Source organism: Rhizobium sp. Root274 (genome assembly GCF_001429245.1).
Classification (GTDB): domain Bacteria; phylum Pseudomonadota; class Alphaproteobacteria; order Rhizobiales; family Rhizobiaceae; genus Allorhizobium.
Map to the genome: position 1 here is coordinate 45,286 of NZ_LMJE01000010.1, position 16,136 is coordinate 61,421.

A 16,136-nucleotide genomic window follows, 5' to 3' on the forward strand; every position below is an offset into this window, starting at 1 on the left:
CCACTGACATGATCCAAAAGTATCTTCGACAAGGCTGAAACTGAAATCGGCCTCCGGGGAGAAAGCTATGTCTACGCGCCGTCTGTCGGTCATTTTTGCAATGACCTTGTCACTCTTTGCTGTGGGGATTCCGGCAACGGCTCAGGACAGCCGCACAGTGGTTACGGTCGATGACGCTGACTACTTCGGCTTCGACCTGCGAACCGAGAAGAACGTATCCCAAGACGAGTGCGAGGCGAGTTGCATCGCCGACGGTTCCTGCCGTGCCTTCACCTATAATCCGAAGGTGAAGTGGTGCTTCCTGAAGTCCGACTACAATCAGATGAACAGCTTTGTCGGTGCCGTCGCGGGCCGAATTGTCGAGGCTGCTGCCGAAGACGATATCGGCGCGCCTGCACCACTCACCTTCATTTCCGAACAGCTGAAGACGGACGCGCGGAACCAGCGCGACAGCCTGACCCTGCCGCCCGACCGTGAAGGCGCAGGGCGCCAGACTTTGATCGACGAAGCACGCGAGGCCATCGCCGGAAGCAATGTCGACGTGGCGATGGCAGCGCTCAAAGGTGCCCTGGCGATCGACCCGGATGACACCGACACTTGGCTGGAGCTGGCCCGCGTCGCCAATACCGTCTCCAACAATTACACCTATGCCAACGAAGCGGCGATGGCAGCGATCAATGGCTACGGCCTGACGAGGGGTGCAGCGACCCGCGCCGATGCTCTGGCCACACTCGCCCTTGCCCTCGAAAAGAGCGAAAACTACCGCGCCGCGTTAAACGCCTACAAGGCAAGCCTCGAACTATCGGCCAATGCCCAGGTGCGCGCAGCCTTTGAGGATCTCCGGTCCCGCCAGGGCTTTCGCATCGTCAGCAACACAGTCGATTCCGACTCCGCATCGCCGCGCGCCTGCGTCGAGTTTTCCGAACAGCTGATCAAGCGCGGCGTCGACTACGCCCAGTATGTGACCCTCGACGGCAAGCCGCCAAAAGCCGTCGAAGCCAAGAACAACCAGATCTGCGTCGAAGGACTTGAGCATGGCGGTCGCTATCGGCTCGCCATCCGCGCTGGCCTGCCGTCCTCCGTCGAGGAAAATCTGGAAGCCCCGGTCGAACTCGAAGTCTATGTCCGCGACCGGTCGTCCACGGTCCGCTTCACCGGAGACAGCTTCGTTCTGCCGTCCACCGCCCGTCAGGGCATTCCGCTGGTATCGATCAATTCGGATAACGCCAAGCTCGCTCTTTATCGCATAGGCGACCGCAACATTGCGCCCCTCCTCGCTGCTTCCCAGTTCCTCACCCAGCTCGACGGCTACACCGCGAGCCGCGTCGAAGACGAGATCGGCGAGCTGGTCTGGCAGGGTACGGTCGAGATCGCCAACAAGCTGAACGAGGAAGTCGTCACCAGCATCCCGCTGGATCAGGCGCTGCCGACCCGCAAGCCCGGGATCTATGTGCTGACCGCCGTCGCCGCCAACAGCACCGCCGAAAGCTGGGACAGCCGCGCCACCCAGTGGTTCGTCGTCTCCGATATCGGCCTCTCGACCTTTGCCGGCACCGATGGCCTACATGTCTTTGCCCGGTCACTGGCAACAGCAGCCCCGCTGGAAGGCGTTGAGCTACAACTGCTGGCGAAGAACAACGAGATCCTGGCGACGGCAAAGACAGACGCCAAAGGTCAGGCCCGCTTCGATGCCGGCCTTCTGAAGGCGAGTGCCGCCATGGCCCCGGCCGTCATTGCCGCCCATACCAGCAACGACGACAATGTCTTCCTCGACATGACCCGCGCCGGCTTCGACCTCTCCGATCGCGGCGTCACCGGTCGCCCGGCACCGGGCCCGGTCGATGTTCTCTCCTGGACCGAGCGCGGCATTTACCGCCCCGGCGAAACCGTCCATGTAGCAGCACTCGCCCGCGACACCGAAGCCGATGCCATCAGCGGCCTGCCGCTGACCTTCATTTTCCTGCGCCCTGACGGCGTCGAGTATCGGCGCATGGCGGTCTCCAGCGAAAGCCTCGGCGGATACGCCATCGATCTGCCTCTGCTCGCAAATTCCATGCGCGGAACCTGGAGCGTCGCAATCCACACCGATCCGAAGAAGCCGGCGATCGCCCAATCCTCCTTCCTGGTTGATGATTTCGTCCCGGACCGCCTGGATATGACGCTGGCAAGCGACGCGACCGCGCTGTCGCCGGATGGAAATGCGACGGTCAACGTTGAGGGCCGCTATCTCTATGGCGCGCCGGCGGCGGGCCTGTCGCTTGAAGGCGAACTGGTTGTCACGCCCACAAGCAGCCATCCGGATTACCCCCGCTACAGCTTCGGCCTCTCCGACGAGGAAGACGTCGAAGGCGTCCGGGTCCCCTTCGAAGCACTCGATGCGCTCGATGAAGATGGCAAGACCAGCGTCGATGTCGCGATTACCGATTTGCCCTCCACGACGCGCTTGCTGAATGCTGATGTCGTCTTGCGCCTGCGCGAAGGCGGTGGCCGGGCAATCGAACGGAAGCTGACATTGCCGGTTACTCCGGAAGGCCCTGTCATCGGCATCAAGCCGGAATTCGAGGGGGACGTCGCTGAAAACAGCAATGCCACCTTCAACCTGATCGCCATCGGTCCGGACGCGGCGAAGCAGGATTTGCCAGCGGCGAAGTGGAAACTGGTCAAGCTGGAGCGGAACTACCAGTGGTACCGCGAAGGGTCTTCCTGGCGCTATGAGCCGATAACCACCACCAAGCCCGTCGCCGACGGCACGATCGACATTAAATCCGAGGGAACGCCGCTCTCCGTCCCTGTCACCTGGGGCAGCCACCGCCTTGAAGTGGAACAGGGCGGCTCCGTCTCCAGCGTCGACTTCGACGCGGGCTGGTTCGTCTCGGCAAGCTCGACCGAAACGCCGGATGCGCTGCAGGTCGGCCTCGACAAGGCGACCTATAATATTGGCGACACGGCCCATCTCAAGATCTCGCCTCGCTTTGAAGGCAAGGTTCTCGTCACGGTCGGAACGGACGCCCTGATCACATCACAGGTCGCGGACGTGCCGGCGGCAGGTGCCGAGATCGACCTTCCCGTCACTGCCGATTTTGGTGCCGGTGCCTATGTCACCGCCACCTTGTTTCGCCCGGGTAACGCACAGAAAAACCGCATGCCTGCGCGGGCAATCGGCGTGACATGGCTTGCCGTCGATCCGGGCGCCGACAAGCTGGCGGTAAAAATCGCAACACCCGAAAAGATCCTTCCGCGGCAGCCGCTGGAAATCCCGATCGAGGTCGCCGGAGCCGGCATCGGCGAGGAAACTTACGTCACCGTTGCAGCCGTCGATGTCGGCATCCTGAACCTCACCCGCTATGAGGCCGCCGATCCCGAAACCTACTATTTCGGCCAGCGCCGCCTGGGCCTTGAACTGCGCGACCTCTATGGCCGTTTGATCGACGGCTCGCTGGGCGCAACCGGCACACTGCGTACCGGGGGTGACGGCGGCGAAGTGGCTCTGCAGGGCAATCCGCCCAAGGAAAAGCTTGTCGCCTTCTTCTCCGGTCCGGTGAAGCTCGACGCCGAAGGCAAGGCAACCGTGTCCTTCGACATCCCGCAGTTCAATGGCACTGCCCGGGTCATGGTCCACGCCTGGTCGAAGACCGGGGTTGGCCATGCACAGGCCGACGTCATCATTCGTGATCCGGTCGTTGTCACGGCCAGCCTGCCGAAATTCCTCGCTCCGGGGGACGAGAGCAGCCTGAGGCTCGACATCGCGGCGACAGACGCACCCGATGGCACGTACACTGTGGTGGCCACCGGCAACGGGCCCGTGACCGTGGGAGGGAATACATCCAACGAAGTCACGCTCGCTTCGGGCAAGACCACGACACTGACCCTGCCGCTCAAGGCGGACAAGCCCGGACAAGGCTCGATCGACATCGCGCTTACAGGAGCCGGCGGTATTGCCATCAGCCAGTCGCTGGACCTGCCCGTGCGCCCCTCGACCCTGCCGATCACTCAGCGCCAGGTAATCGCCGTGGGACCCGGCAAGAGCCTCACGGTGGACGGCAACCTGCTCGCCGACAGCCTGCTGGAAGGCGCCTCGGTCAGTCTGAACGTGACTCGGGCCGATGGCCTCGACGTCCCCGCGCTGCTGATGGCGCTCGACCGCTACCCCTATGGCTGCGCCGAGCAGACGACCAGCCGCGCTCTTCCGCTCCTCTACTTCGACGAACTCGCGAAAATCTCCGGCCTGCCGGAGGACCCAGAAATCGCCAAGCGGGTCCAGGATGCCATCTTCCGTGTCCTGTCCTACCAGTCCTCCAGTGGCTCCTTTGGCCTCTGGGCTCCAGGCTCCGAAAGCCTGTGGCTCGATGCTTATGTCACCGATTTCCTCACCCGGGCTCGCGAGCGCAAGTTCGACGTGCCGGAAGAGGCGCTCGTACAGGCGCTGCAGAACCTGCAGAACCGCATTGCCTATGACAATGACATCCGCACGCGCGGCAACGAGATCGCCTATTCGCTCTACGTCCTGGCGCGCAGCCGCAAGGCCTCGCTCAGCGACCTGCGCTACTATGCGGACACCATGCTGGGTGACTTCCCGACACCTCTGTCCAAGGCACATCTGGCTGCAGCCCTCTCCCTCTACGGCGACTCTCAACGCGCCAACATGGTCTTCGCCGACGCGTCGGGCATGTCGGAACAGGCCCGTCTGACGCCGGTCAGCTTCAGCCGCTCGGATTATGGTTCGTCGCTGCGTGACGCTGCGGGCGTACTGGCGCTGGCCGCCGAAAGCCGACCCATGCCGCCCGTCGTCCCGGTCCTTTCCAAGATCGTCAAGGAAGAATGGAAGGCAAAGCAGACGCTGAGCACGCAGGAGCAAACCTGGATGCTTCTCGCAGCCCGTGCCTTGCAGCGAGACGATTCCGGCTTGCAGATCGACGTCAACGGCGCCGAGCGCACAGGAGCCTATGCCGCAACCATCCCCGGCGATGCCTTGTTGCAGACGCCGGTCACCCTCACCAATAAGGGCAGCGAGCCGGTGAGTGCGGCGATCACCACGGTCGCCGCTCCGGTTGAACCTCCGACAGCCGGCGGCGAAGGCTTCGAGATCAGCCGGACCTACTACACGCTGGACGGCGAAGAGGCGAACATAACGGAAGCCATGCAGAACGAACGATATGTTGTCGTGCTGCAAGTGACCGAGGCGGACGCCTGGCCGGCACAACTGCTGATCACGGATCTGCTCCCGGCTGGCTTCGAGATCGACAATCCGAGCCTGGTGGACAGCGCAGCCCTCACCAACTTCGACTGGATCGGTGAGACGGAAGTTGCCCATCTCGAATTCCGCAACGATCGCTTCGTCGCGGCCGTGAACCGGGCCGAAGGCGAGGATGGCACAATTACGCTGGCCTATGTGGTGCGTGCGGTAACCCCGGGTACCTATGATCTGCCGGCAGCCGCCGTCGAAGACATGTATCGCCCGCAGCTCTCCGCAAGGACGGCAGCCGGTGGCATGACGGTCTCGGCAGCCCCCTGATGGTCCGCTTTCGAAAGCCCCTGATCGTCTTTGCCGCAGGCATTGCCGTGACGGGGCTTTCCCTGTTTGCCCTCGACTGGGCCGACAAGCACTTCCCGCCCCCGATCGAGGCAGCCCGATCCGTGTCCACGGAAATCCTCGACCGCGACGGACAACTGCTCAGGGCCTTCGCGACCCGCGAGGGCCTCTGGCGATTGAAGACCACGGCCGACGATGTCGATCCCGCCCTGATCCGCATGCTGGTCGCCTATGAGGACCGCCGCTTCGATCAGCACGCAGGTGTCGACGTGCTCGCTTTGGGGCGTGCGGCCTGGCAATTCATCACCAACGGCCGCATCGTCTCGGGCGCCTCCACCCTCTCGATGCAGGTCGCACGCCTGATTGAACCCAGGCGCGAGCGGTCACTGACCGCTAAACTCATCCAGATCGCGCGCGCCCTGCAGCTGGAACGGCGCCTGTCGAAAAGCGAAATTCTCGACCTTTATCTCACCCATGCCCCTTATGGCGGCAATCTGGAAGGCGTGAGAGCCGCAAGTCTCGCCTGGTTCGGCAAGGAACCGAAGCGGCTGACGACGGCGGAGGCAGCATTGCTCGTCGCCCTGCCGCAACTCCCGGAAAAACGGCGCCCAGATCGCTTCGCTGATAACGCCCTTGAGGCCCGCAAACGTGTGCTGGAACGCGCTGAAGAGGCCAAGATCATTGAACCTTCAGAGGTCGCCTTCGCCTTGAACGCGGATCTGCCGCGGGCACGGCGCCAGCTTCCCGCCCTCGCCCCGCATCTGGCCGAGGCAGCGAGACGGGCGGACCCGACCGCCGAACGTCACCAGACCACCCTTCTCCGTCCCGTACAGGAAAAGCTCGAAACACTCGCCGCCGAGACGGCTCGGAAATTGGACCCCAAGGTCTCTCTCGCCCTGATCATGGCCGAAGCCACCACCGGCGAGATTGTCGCTGAAGTCGGCGCTGCCGACTATTTTGACGCCAGCCGATCGGGCTGGATCGACATGACCCGTGCCGAGCGCTCGCCCGGTTCGACACTCAAGCCTTTCATCTATGGCCTCGCATTCGAACTGGGGCTTGTCGCCCAGGAAACCATTGTCGAGGACCGGCCGGCCGATTTCTTCGGCTATCGCCCGAAGAATTTCGACATGCATTATCAGGGCGATGTCAGCATCCGCCAGGCGCTGCAATTGTCGCTCAACGTACCGGCTGTTCGGCTGCTCGACAGCGTCGGCCCGTCCCGCCTGATGGTCCGCCTGCGCCGGGCAGACGTTACCTTGAAACTGCCGCCCAACGAAGTGCCGGGCCTCGCCATTGCACTCGGCGGCGCCGGTGTGACCCTAAAAGGGCTGGTGCAACTCTATGCCGGCCTCGCCAATCGCGAACAGCCTGTCAGGCTCGGCGACGGCGTCAGGGAGAAACCCGGCCTCATCGACGACCAGCCCCTGCTGGAACCTGCCGCCGCCTGGGCCGTGGCTGACATCCTCGGTGCGGTACAGCCGCCCGCTGGCAGCCCTCCGGCCGGCATCGCCTACAAGACCGGCACGAGCTATGGCTACCGCGATGCCTGGTCGGTCGGCTATGACGGCCGCTATGTCCTCGGTGTCTGGATCGGGCGACCGGATAATGCGGCCGTGCCGGGGATTGCGGGCTACAAGACAGCAGCGCCGGTGCTGTTTTCGGCCTTTGCCAAGTCTGGCCTGGCGGGCACCGCGCTCCCCCGCCCCCCCGCGGGCGCCACGCATCTTGGAGCAAACGATCTTCCGGTTGGCCTCAGGCGCTTCTCGATCAGTACGAACGGCCTCGTTTCCGCGTCTGCCCGCGAGAAACCGCCGCAGATAGTCTACCCGCCGGAAGGCGCTCAGCTGGAGCTTGGCCGGGATGCCGCCGGCACGCCGCTTCCACTGGTCATGAAAATGCAGGCAGGCCGGGCGCCCTTCCGCTGGTTGGTGGACGGAAAGCCGATGACCGACTCCACCCGTCGGCGAAGCGGCGAATGGCACCCGCTCGGCCAGGGCCAGGCCACCTTGACAGTGATCGATGCCGACGGACGCGCAGCCTCGGTGAATGTCTTCATTCGGGAGTGAGCCGACGTGATCCGTCGGAACGGTCGATCCGTAATCAAACGGAAAGACACTCGTTCGGAGAACCACGCCATGCATTCCAGCCTCACAACCGGACTGATGACGCTGACGACCCTCGCCTTGAGCTTCGCGACGGCCTTCGCCAACGAACGTTTCACCGCGAGCGATATCCAGGAGGATATCATCGGCAAGCGCGTCTATCTTGCCGTACCCTTGGGCGGCGAGTTTCCCTTGAACTATAGAAAAAATGGCCAGGTCGACGGTTCGGGCGAAGCCCTGGGCCTCGGTCGCTTTGCCAAGCCGAATGACACCGGTCGCTGGTGGATCAAGGGTGACCGGCTCTGCCAGCAGTTTACCAGCTGGTACAAGGGCCAGCCGATGTGCTTCGAGCTGCAGCGCATCAACGACAAACAGCTCAAATGGACGCGCGACAACGGCGATACCGGCACCGCCCGCATTGGCCGCGACATCTGACGACTGCTTGCCTCGATCCGACCGAAAATCTATCCTCCTTCGAACAATGAAGGAGCAGTAGATGGCTGATTTGCGCACGCGCCCCCTGGGCGCGACGGCAACGCTTGGAAGGCGCGGTTACCCGCAGATCCGTTCGGCGACAGGAGGCACGATAGACATCGTCACCGGCGCCTCCGAACCCGGCTTCAATCCGCTCGACCTTTTGCTTGCGTCTTTAGCAGCCTGCATGAGCATGAGCGCGAGGATCGCGGCACGGGATCTGGGGCTCGCCGAGCGGATGTCAGGTTTGCGGGTCGAAGCAACTGGCGAAAAAGCCGACGAAGGTCCTTCGCGCTTCGCGGCCCTTACCGTTGTCTTCCAATTCGAGGGGAGCCTGACTGCCAAAGAGCAGCTTGAGGTCGGTCACCGCGCGGAAGAGATCTGCACCGTCAGCAACACCTTGGCCGTAAGGCCTCAAATCATGATCGACTCGTCTAGGCCGCAACCAGATCAAGGGTAAGGCGATCGGGTTCCCCCTGACAAAACCGCTCGATCGCCTGTGCAAAAGGATAGGCCCGCTGGTCCTCGACCACTAGCGAAAACAGGGTCATGCAGGAGCAAAATTTCAGATCGTCGGGCGACCCGAAGATCTCGTGGAGCGAACGGTCCAGAGTGGCGAGCACCGCCTCAGTCGCCTGCACCAGGCGTGGACCCAGGATCGGATGCGCAAGATACATTCGAGCCTCCTCTGTGCCGGCAAGTCCATAGTGACGCGCCGTGGCTGAATGGCCGAGATCACGCAGCTGCGGGAAGATGAACCACATCCAGTGGCTCTCTTTGCGGCCGCGTCGAAGCTCGGCGATCGCGCTCGCAAAAATCGGTTCCTGAGCCTGCAGGAAACGGTCAGCATCCCAAACATCCATATTTGATATCCTCTCAATCCTCTCAGGGTAACGCGGCAGCAGCCGTTCAGTTCTCGCAAAGACTCACGGCTTGAAATCCGGATGAGAGACACCATTTCCGCAAGACGCCTTCACACGTCTTGACCTTTTCGTGAGCTTCAGTGAGAACAAGGCGTGACGCAACGTTAAGACGTGCGATCGAACCTGGTGCCGGGCCCCTCTGGCGAGAGTTTACGGCGCTCTCGTGATGTCGGTACCGCCAGCAATCGTCAGCCGGCGGATTCAGAACACAATGACTATTCGGATCATGCTTCATGCGAAGGCGTGCAGAACGCGTCGCATGCTCAATTCATACCTCCCGATGATGGAGGCCCAGTCGTGACGACATCAACAGCAACAGGCGCCCAGACCACTCTCGGCTATTTCCGCTGGGCTTTCATCGTGACCATCATCGGCCTCATCCTCGGCGGCCTCCTCGGCTGGCAGATGACCGGAACCATCGGCGGCATGGCGACCGTCTTCTTCATCTGCAGCGTGCTCGCGGTTCTGGAGATCTCACTGTCTTTCGACAATGCGATCGTCAATGCGAACAAGCTGAAGGACATGACCCCCGTCTGGCAGCAACGCTTCCTGACCTGGGGGATTATCATTGCCGTCTTCGGCATGCGCATCATCTTCCCGCTGCTGATTGTCGTGATCGCAGCAAAGATCGGCCCGATCGACGCCATCGTGCTCGCCGCCCGCGAACCGGCAGAATATGCGCGTATCATGAACGAGGCGCATCTACCCATTGCAGCCTTTGGCGGCACCTTCCTGATGATGGTGGGCCTGACCTATTTCTTCGACCATGAGAAAGACGTCCACTGGATCGAAATTCTTGAGAAGAACATGGCCCGCTCGGCCTCGATCAAGGGCATCGAGATCGCGGTCGTCCTGTTGCTCATCCTGCTTTTCTCGAACCTTCTCGACGGTGAGGAGGCGACGACCTTCGTCTATTCGGCGATCTACGGCCTCGTGACCTTCCTGGCCGTCGAGGTCTTGGGTGGACTTTTGGACGCCTCGCAGAAGACCATGAGCGAAGCGGCCAAGGGGGGTCTCGGCGCCTTCATTTATCTCGAAGTGCTGGACGCCAGTTTCTCTTTCGACGGCGTCATCGGCGCCTTTGCGCTGACCCAGAACCTCTTTGTGATCGCGATCGGCCTTGGCATTGGCGCCATGTATGTCCGCTCGATGACCATCATGCTGGTCGAAAAGGGCACCCTCGCCGAATATCGTTATCTCGAACACGGCGCCTTCTACGCCATCCTGATCCTGTCGGTGATCATGTATGTCCAGACCCTGGTGCACATTCCGGAAGTCATCACCGGTCTCGGCGGCGCGACCCTCATCGGCATCTCGCTCTGGTCGTCGATCCGCTACAACAGGCAGGAGCGCGAGGAAGAAGAACGCGCCGCTCGCGAAAGCGTAGCTGAAAATATCTGATTTCGTTCTTCATCAATGACAAAGGCCGACGGGAAACCGTCGGCCTTTGTCGTTTTAGCGCGCATCATATGCCGTCAGTCGGGACCGACATCGGTATCTTGCGACCCCGTCTTCGGCAGCGAGCCTGCACCCGGCGTCTTCATCTGATCCTGCAGTTCCGGCTTGTCGTGCGGGCCTGCCGCCGGCAGATCTTTCGCCGTAGACCCCTTCTCGTCAGAGCCGCGTTTCTCGTGTTCAGCCGCGTTCATCGTGTTCATCGACACCTCCATTGCTGCGGATGGAAACAGACGTGAGGTCGAAAGGGTTCCGCTTCTGCGATCTTTTCGGGAACCGCGAGCCAAAATGCATGTTGGGTTGCCATGATCATCATTGCGAGGAGACAGATCATGACCACCGAAAACCACCGCCTGCAGTCGGACCCTCCCGAAGGTGATCGCACGACGATCGACCGCGAACTGGAACGTCAGGATGACAAACTCGAAGACGAGGCCGAACCGACCGAACAAGGGGTCGAGCTGGACCCGAAGAGACGCATCGACTGACGCGCAATTGGTCAAGAGAGAAGGAGCATGCCATGAACAGCAGACTTCCCCCCGTCCCGGAAGACAACCGAAGCCACAAGGGCACCGGCGAAACAGGCGCAGAACGCCAGACCGATGACAGGCATTTCAGCCCCGAGAAGGACCCCGATAAACTGGGTCAGCACGGCAACAGCAAGCTGAACACCACGCATCAGGGATACCAGCAGGACCGCTAGGAGGCCGCCATGTCCACATCAACGAAGAGCCCCGAGACTATCCGGCAGGGCGGGCCGGGCGCATCACACGAGAACGCCAAGGCACCGAAGAAGGTGGAGAAGCCGCCGGAAAAATCGGATGCCAAGGCGAAAAGTGACGTATCCGGCGGTGGTGGCGAAAGGGACAGTCACCATACCCATGATGCACAGCGAAAGTGACACCATGAACACTGCAAACCCGCAGTTAGAAGGCCTCTATCTCGCGCTATCGGCACTGGTCCGTCAAATGATCACCAGAGGGGTCCTGTCGCAGGAAGACCTCGATGCGGCCATGGCCCAGGCGCGAGAGCAGGCCGAGGTGGATTTCAGATCCTCACCTCTGCCCGATGCCAACAGGAAGGCCGTTCTCTTCCCGATCGAGCTTCTTGCTCTTGCAGGAAAGGGTGAGGCCGAAACATTCCGGGCCCTTGCCCGCCGCGTCGCCCTCGGCACCTGAGCTTCCTTCTGTGGTGGAGCGTGGCGGGCTTGCCTCGCCAGAAGCGGCACCTACATCGGGGAGAGTTAGGCTCTACGCCAGGAGGTGAAAGTCGGATGAACGAGAGTGCATCTCCCGAGCCGGGTGAAGCAACGCAGCGGCTGCGCCGCCTCAGCGAGCACGCTACGGCAGCCGGCTCCGTCAGCTTCGACGAGTTGCTCTCCACGATGGGCCGTGCCAGCATTGCCTTCGCAATCCTCATTCTCGCCCTTCCGGCACTGACACCGATACCGGGACCCTTCGGCTTTGTCTTCGGCTCCTGCCTTGCTCTGGTCTCGCTACAGATCCTTGCAGGCTATCGCCGCATCTGGCTCCCCTCCTTCCTTGGTCGACGCCGGGTGTCCGCAGAAACGATCGCGCTCATCCTCCGCTACACCGCTCCGCTCGTCACCCGTATTGAGGCATTTCTGAAGCGCAACCGCATGCGGCACCTGGCCGGACCACGTGCGCAGGCCCTCCTCGGAGTTCCGGTCCTCCTCCTTGCCATTACGGTTGCTTTGCCCATTCCCTTCGGCAATTTCCTGCCAGTTGGGGCACTCGTAATGATCGCACTTGGGCTTATCGAGCGGGACGGACTGGTGATCATGATGGGGCTCGCTCTCGCAGTGATTGCGCTCATAGCTTCCGCCGGCCTTGTCTTCGCTGCCATGCAGGGCGTGGGCTGGCTAATCACACCGTGAAAATATTTCGCCGACCTGTGGAATAAACCCCGGGCCTGCTCCGTATATGGGGCATGACGACGAAAGCGAACCCGTTCAACGTGATTGGCCAGCTTGCAGCTCTGCGACGCTACGCCCGTTCGCTCGTCCGCAATCCAGACGAGGCGGAAGACCTCGTGCATGACGCTCTCGTCCGCGCGCTGGAGCGCAAGTCGACCTTCCGCAGCAGCGGCAGCCTGCTCACCTGGCTGATGTCGATCCTGCACAACACCCATATCGACCGGCTCCGCAGCGACCGTGCGAGCGATCGCAGGCATGCGGCGGCAGCTGAACTCACTGACCTCGTCACACCCGCAGGCCAGGAACACTCGGTGCGCCTCGCCCAGATTCGTGACGCATTTCTCGCTTTGCCGGAAGACCAGCGCGAGGCGCTTCATCTCGTGGCCATCGAGGAGCTGTCCTATCAGGAAGCTGCCGATGTGCTGAAAATTCCCGTGGGGACACTGATGTCCCGCATCTCAAGGGCCCGGGCGCGGTTGCGCGCCATGGAGCGCGGCGATGTGGAAGGCCCGGTACCCCATCTCCGAATCGTTGGAGGATCTCCCGATGACCAGCAATGATCCCGTACTCGAAGCGGACCTGCATGCCTATGTCGATGATCAGCTCGACGTCGCCCGCCGGATCGAGGTCGAGGCCTATCTGTCGGAAAACCCCGTCACCGCTGCAAAGGTAATGGCCGATCTACGCGTTCGCGATGAACTTCGGCTGGCACTGGCCGGCCTGCCGATCACGGCACGGCAGGAAACGCGCGAGGTCGCCCGGCGGCTGGAGAATGCGCTCAACGGCCGGCGGACCCTCGAATTCGTCCGCCGCGCTGCGGCCATTCTCGTGCTGGTCGGCGCCGGATGGGCAGCCCATGGCTGGATCGCGCCGGGCGGCGTCGGTGAAGTCGTCGCCTCCGTACCACCGCCGCAATTCGTAGAGGAAGCCATCCGCGCCCACCAGACGGCGGAACTGCGCGGACAGATGAAGTCTCAAACCGAAACCCGCATCTTCAACGCTGCCGAGATCCGCTCGGCGACCGCCATTGTGCTGCCCGAGATGCCTGAGGTGTGGGCGATCCGCGATGCCCAGATCTTCCCCTCGGCCTACGGCCCGAGCGTCGAGCTCGAAGTCGAGCCGGAAGCCGGCAAGCGGCTATCGCTCTTTGCCGTGCGCCCCGGAAGCTTTTCGGTGCAGCAGGTCCTGGTGAAGCAGGACGGCGACACGCAGGCCGCCTACTGGCAGATCGGCGACGTCGCTTATGCGCTGATTTCAGAAACCACCAATCCGGAAAGGCTGGCCGAACAGGCGCGCCAGCTTGCCCGTACCCTTTACTGATCCAAGCAAGGAGGAAAGATCCATGGATCCCATCCAGAACCGCTTCGGCTACGGGGCTCAGGCCCAGTCCGCGGCACTTTTTGACGAAGGCCTTCGCCAGCACATGCTGCGCGTCTACAACTATATGGGCCTCGGCCTTGTGATCACCGGCATCGTCGCCTTCGTCGTCAGCCAGACGCCGGCGCTCTACGTGCCGATCTTCCAGACCCCGCTGAAGTGGGTGGTGATGCTGGCGCCGCTCGCCTTCGTCTTCTTCTTCTCGTTCCGCATCCAGACCATGTCGGCCTCGACCGCACAGATCGCCTTCTGGGCCTTCTGCGCCGTGATGGGCCTGTCGCTCGCATCGGTCTTTCTGGTCTTCACCGGGACATCGATCGCACGCACCTTCTTCATAACAGCCACCATGTTCGGTGCGATGAGCCTCTACGGCTACACAACGAAGCGTGACTTGTCGAAGTTCGGTTCGTTCCTGATGATGGGTCTGATCGGCGTCGTGATCGCGTCTGTCGTCAACATCTTCATGGGATCGAGCGCCCTGCAGTTCGCGATCTCCGTGATCGGCGTCTTCGTCTTCGTCGGCCTCACCGCCTGGGACACGCAGAACATCAAGGAGCAGTATGCTGAGAACATGGATCAGGAAAGCCAGCAGAAGCTCGCCGTCTTCGGCGCACTCTCGCTCTACCTGAACTTCGTCAACCTGTTCCAGCTGCTGCTGAGCCTGACCGGTCAGCGCGAAGAATAAGATAACATTGCGTCGGGAGACCGCTCCAACAGGAAACGCCCGGGTTTTCCCCCGGGCGTTTTATATTCAGGTCGGTGGCCTTGTCTCAGACGATGCCGCCCGAGCCGCCCTTGACCGCCGGACGTTCCGCCGAAACCTTGGCGCGATAACCGCTGGCCCGATAGGTTGCCACTGGATCGATGGCACCGCCCGCGCGGCGGCGGGCTTCCGCCAGGATCGGCTCGACATCGGTGCGGTAGGCGCGCTTCAGCGTCTCGGTTGCCATCAGCGCATCATTGCCATCCTGATAACCGGAAAGGGCGGCGCGATCGACCAGCAGCGCCTGAGCGTAAGCACGACGGATCTCATTGGCGCTGGAGATCAGGCTTTCGATCGGATCGGTCACGTTGTGGCTCTGATCGATCATGTGCGCGGGGTGGAAACCCTTCACCCCACGGTACTCGGCATCGACCAGTTCATTGAACACCAGGAAGAGACGGTAGGGCTCGATCGAGCCCGCATCGAGATCATCGTCGCCATATTTGCTATCGTTGAAGTGGAAGCCACCGAGCTTGCCGAACTGGATCAGACGCGCGACGATCATCTCGATATTCGTATTCGGAGCATGATGCCCAAGGTCGACAAGGCACTGCGCCTTCGGGCCCAGCGTCTGGGCGATGAGATAGTTCGTGCCCCAGTCCTGCACCACCGTCGAATAGAAGGCCGGCTCGTACATCTTGTGCTCGGAGAACAGCCGCCAGTCTTCCGGCAGCGCCTTGTAGATCTCCGCCATGGCGGCGAGGTAACGCTCGAAGCTCTTGGTGAAATTGGTCTGGCCTGGGAAGTTGGAGCCGTCTCCGACCCAGACGGTCAGCGCTTTCGAGCCAAGAGCGGCACCCAGTTCGATACATTCGATGTTGTGGTCGACAGCTTGCGCCCGCGTCGCCGCGTCGACATGGCTCAGCGAACCGTATTTGTAAGAATGCGCCTGGTCAGCCGCATCCGAAAACGTATTGGAGTTCATCGCATCAAAGCCGAGACCGAGCGTTTCGGCCTTTGCCTTGAGTTCATTCGGATCGGCCTTGTCCCAAGGTATATGCAGCGAGACCGTCGGCGTCGCGCGCGTCAACTGCTGGATCACACCGCAATCATCGAGCTTGTCGAAGATGTGCCGTGGTTCGCCCTGCCCCGGGAAACGTGCAAAGCGCGTACCGCCTGTGCCAACACCCCAGGACGGGACGGCGACGAAGAACTCCGACACCTTGTCGGTGATCGCACCGATGTCGACGCCGCCCCGCGCGAGCTTCTCGCCCAGCGCCGCATAATCGGCATCAAGCGCTGCCGCACGCCGGTCGTTCTCGGCAGCGACGATACCGGCTGCAATCCTGATATTGCTCATCTTTTCCTCCACCTCGCGCGAACGATTATGTTCCAAGCGCGTTTATCTGCAAACCCAATGACAACCGGAGTTATCATGGACGTTCTTCGCATTCTGATTGCCATTCTCCTGCCGCCGCTCGGCGTTTTCCTCCAGGTCGGCATCGGCCTGCACTTCTGGCTGAATATTCTGCTCACCCTGTTCGGCTACATCCCCGGTATCATACACGCCATCTGGGTGATCGTGCGCAAATAGGATCCCGCTGCGGCATTCGCGCCGCAGCGGCTTGGGAGA

At 61.9% G+C, this 16,136-nt stretch carries 17 protein-coding genes; 14 read left to right on the top strand and 3 right to left on the bottom strand.

Annotated features, from left to right (window positions below):
• The first annotated feature begins 67 nt into the window (after positions 1-67).
• From ASE36_RS19990 to ASE36_RS20005, 4 genes are all read left to right on the top strand, one after another.
• Positions 68-5,512, top strand: coding sequence for an alpha-2-macroglobulin family protein (locus tag ASE36_RS19990; RefSeq protein ID WP_062284050.1), 5,445 nt, complete (start codon positions 68-70; stop codon positions 5,510-5,512).
• Complete coding sequence (pbpC, locus tag ASE36_RS19995; protein WP_062284053.1) at positions 5,512-7,599, top strand: penicillin-binding protein 1C; 2,088 nt, start codon at positions 5,512-5,514, stop codon at positions 7,597-7,599. The genes ASE36_RS19990 and pbpC overlap by 1 nt, the downstream gene beginning before the upstream one ends.
• A 69-nt stretch (positions 7,600-7,668) precedes the next feature.
• Entirely contained in the window at positions 7,669-8,070 is a 402-nt protein-coding gene (locus ASE36_RS20000) for a hypothetical protein (protein ID WP_062284056.1), read from the top strand.
• 61 nt (positions 8,071-8,131) lie between these two features.
• Positions 8,132-8,569, top strand: a complete 438-nt coding sequence (locus ASE36_RS20005) for an OsmC family protein (protein ID WP_062284059.1) — start codon at positions 8,132-8,134, stop codon at positions 8,567-8,569.
• Here ASE36_RS20005 and ASE36_RS20010 read toward each other — a convergent pair.
• Positions 8,544-8,972, bottom strand: coding sequence for a DUF1810 domain-containing protein (locus ASE36_RS20010; RefSeq protein ID WP_062284062.1), 429 nt, complete (start codon positions 8,970-8,972; stop codon positions 8,544-8,546). The two genes, ASE36_RS20005 and ASE36_RS20010, sit on opposite strands and share 26 nt — an antisense overlap.
• Positions 8,973-9,329: 357 nt before the next feature.
• On the opposite strand from ASE36_RS20010, the gene ASE36_RS20015 reads away from it, so the two are divergent.
• A complete protein-coding gene (locus ASE36_RS20015) occupies positions 9,330-10,433 on the top strand; it encodes a DUF475 domain-containing protein (RefSeq protein ID WP_062284065.1) in 1,104 nt (367 codons plus the stop codon).
• Positions 10,434-10,507: 74 nt separating this feature from the next.
• Here ASE36_RS20015 and ASE36_RS20020 read toward each other — a convergent pair whose 3' ends face one another.
• Positions 10,508-10,690 carry a hypothetical protein gene (locus tag ASE36_RS20020; RefSeq protein ID WP_062284068.1) on the bottom strand — a complete coding sequence of 61 codons (183 nt, stop codon included), beginning with the start codon at positions 10,688-10,690 and terminating at the stop codon, positions 10,508-10,510.
• Positions 10,691-10,819: 129 nt separating this feature from the next.
• Between ASE36_RS20020 and ASE36_RS22665 the strand changes: the two genes are divergently transcribed.
• The 8 genes from ASE36_RS22665 to ASE36_RS20050 all read left to right on the top strand — a co-directional run bounded on the left by ASE36_RS22665 (position 10,820) and on the right by ASE36_RS20050 (position 14,485).
• Positions 10,820-10,975 carry a hypothetical protein gene (locus ASE36_RS22665; protein WP_156378720.1) on the top strand — a complete coding sequence of 52 codons (156 nt, stop codon included), beginning with the start codon at positions 10,820-10,822 and terminating at the stop codon, positions 10,973-10,975.
• A 32-nt stretch (positions 10,976-11,007) separates the two neighbouring features.
• Positions 11,008-11,190: a hypothetical protein gene (locus tag ASE36_RS20025; protein WP_062284071.1), complete on the top strand. Its 183-nt coding sequence runs from the start codon at positions 11,008-11,010 to the stop codon at positions 11,188-11,190.
• Between the two features lie 9 nt (positions 11,191-11,199).
• On the top strand, positions 11,200-11,388 hold the full coding sequence (locus ASE36_RS22315; RefSeq protein WP_082511247.1) for a hypothetical protein: 189 nt from the start codon (positions 11,200-11,202) through the stop codon (positions 11,386-11,388).
• Between the two features lie 4 nt (positions 11,389-11,392).
• Positions 11,393-11,665, top strand: coding sequence for a hypothetical protein (locus tag ASE36_RS20030; RefSeq protein WP_082511249.1), 273 nt, complete (start codon positions 11,393-11,395; stop codon positions 11,663-11,665).
• Positions 11,666-11,760: 95 nt separating this feature from the next.
• A complete protein-coding gene (locus ASE36_RS20035; RefSeq protein ID WP_062284077.1) occupies positions 11,761-12,384 on the top strand; it encodes an exopolysaccharide biosynthesis protein in 624 nt (207 codons plus the stop codon).
• Between the two features lie 53 nt (positions 12,385-12,437).
• Positions 12,438-12,983, top strand: a complete 546-nt coding sequence (locus tag ASE36_RS20040; protein WP_062284081.1) for a sigma-70 family RNA polymerase sigma factor — start codon at positions 12,438-12,440, stop codon at positions 12,981-12,983.
• Positions 12,970-13,743: an anti-sigma factor family protein gene (locus ASE36_RS20045; RefSeq protein ID WP_062284084.1), complete on the top strand. Its 774-nt coding sequence runs from the start codon at positions 12,970-12,972 to the stop codon at positions 13,741-13,743. Before ASE36_RS20040 ends, ASE36_RS20045 begins: the two co-directional genes overlap by 14 nt.
• A gap of 22 nt (positions 13,744-13,765) precedes the next feature.
• The gene (locus tag ASE36_RS20050) at positions 13,766-14,485 is read left to right on the top strand and encodes a Bax inhibitor-1/YccA family protein (RefSeq protein WP_062284088.1); all 720 of its coding nucleotides are present in this window, start codon (positions 13,766-13,768) and stop codon (positions 14,483-14,485) included.
• Positions 14,486-14,570: 85 nt separating this feature from the next.
• On the opposite strand, the gene rhaI is transcribed toward ASE36_RS20050, so the two are convergent.
• Positions 14,571-15,863 carry an L-rhamnose catabolism isomerase gene (rhaI, locus tag ASE36_RS20055; protein ID WP_062284283.1) on the bottom strand — a complete coding sequence of 431 codons (1,293 nt, stop codon included), beginning with the start codon at positions 15,861-15,863 and terminating at the stop codon, positions 14,571-14,573.
• A gap of 75 nt (positions 15,864-15,938) precedes the next feature.
• Between rhaI and ASE36_RS22320 the strand changes: the two genes are divergently transcribed.
• Positions 15,939-16,097 carry a YqaE/Pmp3 family membrane protein gene (locus tag ASE36_RS22320; protein WP_082511264.1) on the top strand — a complete coding sequence of 53 codons (159 nt, stop codon included), beginning with the start codon at positions 15,939-15,941 and terminating at the stop codon, positions 16,095-16,097.
• The last annotated feature ends 39 nt before the right edge of the window (positions 16,098-16,136 follow it).

What these genes read in the sequence shown, in the direction of transcription:
- ASE36_RS19990 (WP_062284050.1), top strand. Translation starts at nt 68, where the DNA reads ATGTCTACGCGCCGTCTGTCGGTCATTTTTGCAATGACCTTGTCACTC.
- pbpC (WP_062284053.1), top strand. Translation starts at nt 5,512, where the DNA reads ATGGTCCGCTTTCGAAAGCCCCTGATCGTCTTTGCCGCAGGCATTGCC.
- ASE36_RS20000 (WP_062284056.1), top strand. Translation starts at nt 7,669, where the DNA reads ATGCATTCCAGCCTCACAACCGGACTGATGACGCTGACGACCCTCGCC.
- ASE36_RS20005 (WP_062284059.1), top strand. Translation starts at nt 8,132, where the DNA reads ATGGCTGATTTGCGCACGCGCCCCCTGGGCGCGACGGCAACGCTTGGA.
- ASE36_RS20010 (WP_062284062.1), bottom strand. Translation starts at nt 8,972, where the DNA reads ATGGATGTTTGGGATGCTGACCGTTTCCTGCAGGCTCAGGAACCGATT.
- ASE36_RS20020 (WP_062284068.1), bottom strand. Translation starts at nt 10,690, where the DNA reads ATGAACACGATGAACGCGGCTGAACACGAGAAACGCGGCTCTGACGAG.
- ASE36_RS22665 (WP_156378720.1), top strand. Translation starts at nt 10,820, where the DNA reads ATGACCACCGAAAACCACCGCCTGCAGTCGGACCCTCCCGAAGGTGAT.
- ASE36_RS20025 (WP_062284071.1), top strand. Translation starts at nt 11,008, where the DNA reads ATGAACAGCAGACTTCCCCCCGTCCCGGAAGACAACCGAAGCCACAAG.
- ASE36_RS22315 (WP_082511247.1), top strand. Translation starts at nt 11,200, where the DNA reads ATGTCCACATCAACGAAGAGCCCCGAGACTATCCGGCAGGGCGGGCCG.
- ASE36_RS20030 (WP_082511249.1), top strand. Translation starts at nt 11,393, where the DNA reads ATGAACACTGCAAACCCGCAGTTAGAAGGCCTCTATCTCGCGCTATCG.
- ASE36_RS20035 (WP_062284077.1), top strand. Translation starts at nt 11,761, where the DNA reads ATGAACGAGAGTGCATCTCCCGAGCCGGGTGAAGCAACGCAGCGGCTG.
- ASE36_RS20040 (WP_062284081.1), top strand. Translation starts at nt 12,438, where the DNA reads ATGACGACGAAAGCGAACCCGTTCAACGTGATTGGCCAGCTTGCAGCT.
- ASE36_RS20045 (WP_062284084.1), top strand. Translation starts at nt 12,970, where the DNA reads ATGACCAGCAATGATCCCGTACTCGAAGCGGACCTGCATGCCTATGTC.
- ASE36_RS20050 (WP_062284088.1), top strand. Translation starts at nt 13,766, where the DNA reads ATGGATCCCATCCAGAACCGCTTCGGCTACGGGGCTCAGGCCCAGTCC.
- rhaI (WP_062284283.1), bottom strand. Translation starts at nt 15,863, where the DNA reads ATGAGCAATATCAGGATTGCAGCCGGTATCGTCGCTGCCGAGAACGAC.
- ASE36_RS22320 (WP_082511264.1), top strand. Translation starts at nt 15,939, where the DNA reads ATGGACGTTCTTCGCATTCTGATTGCCATTCTCCTGCCGCCGCTCGGC.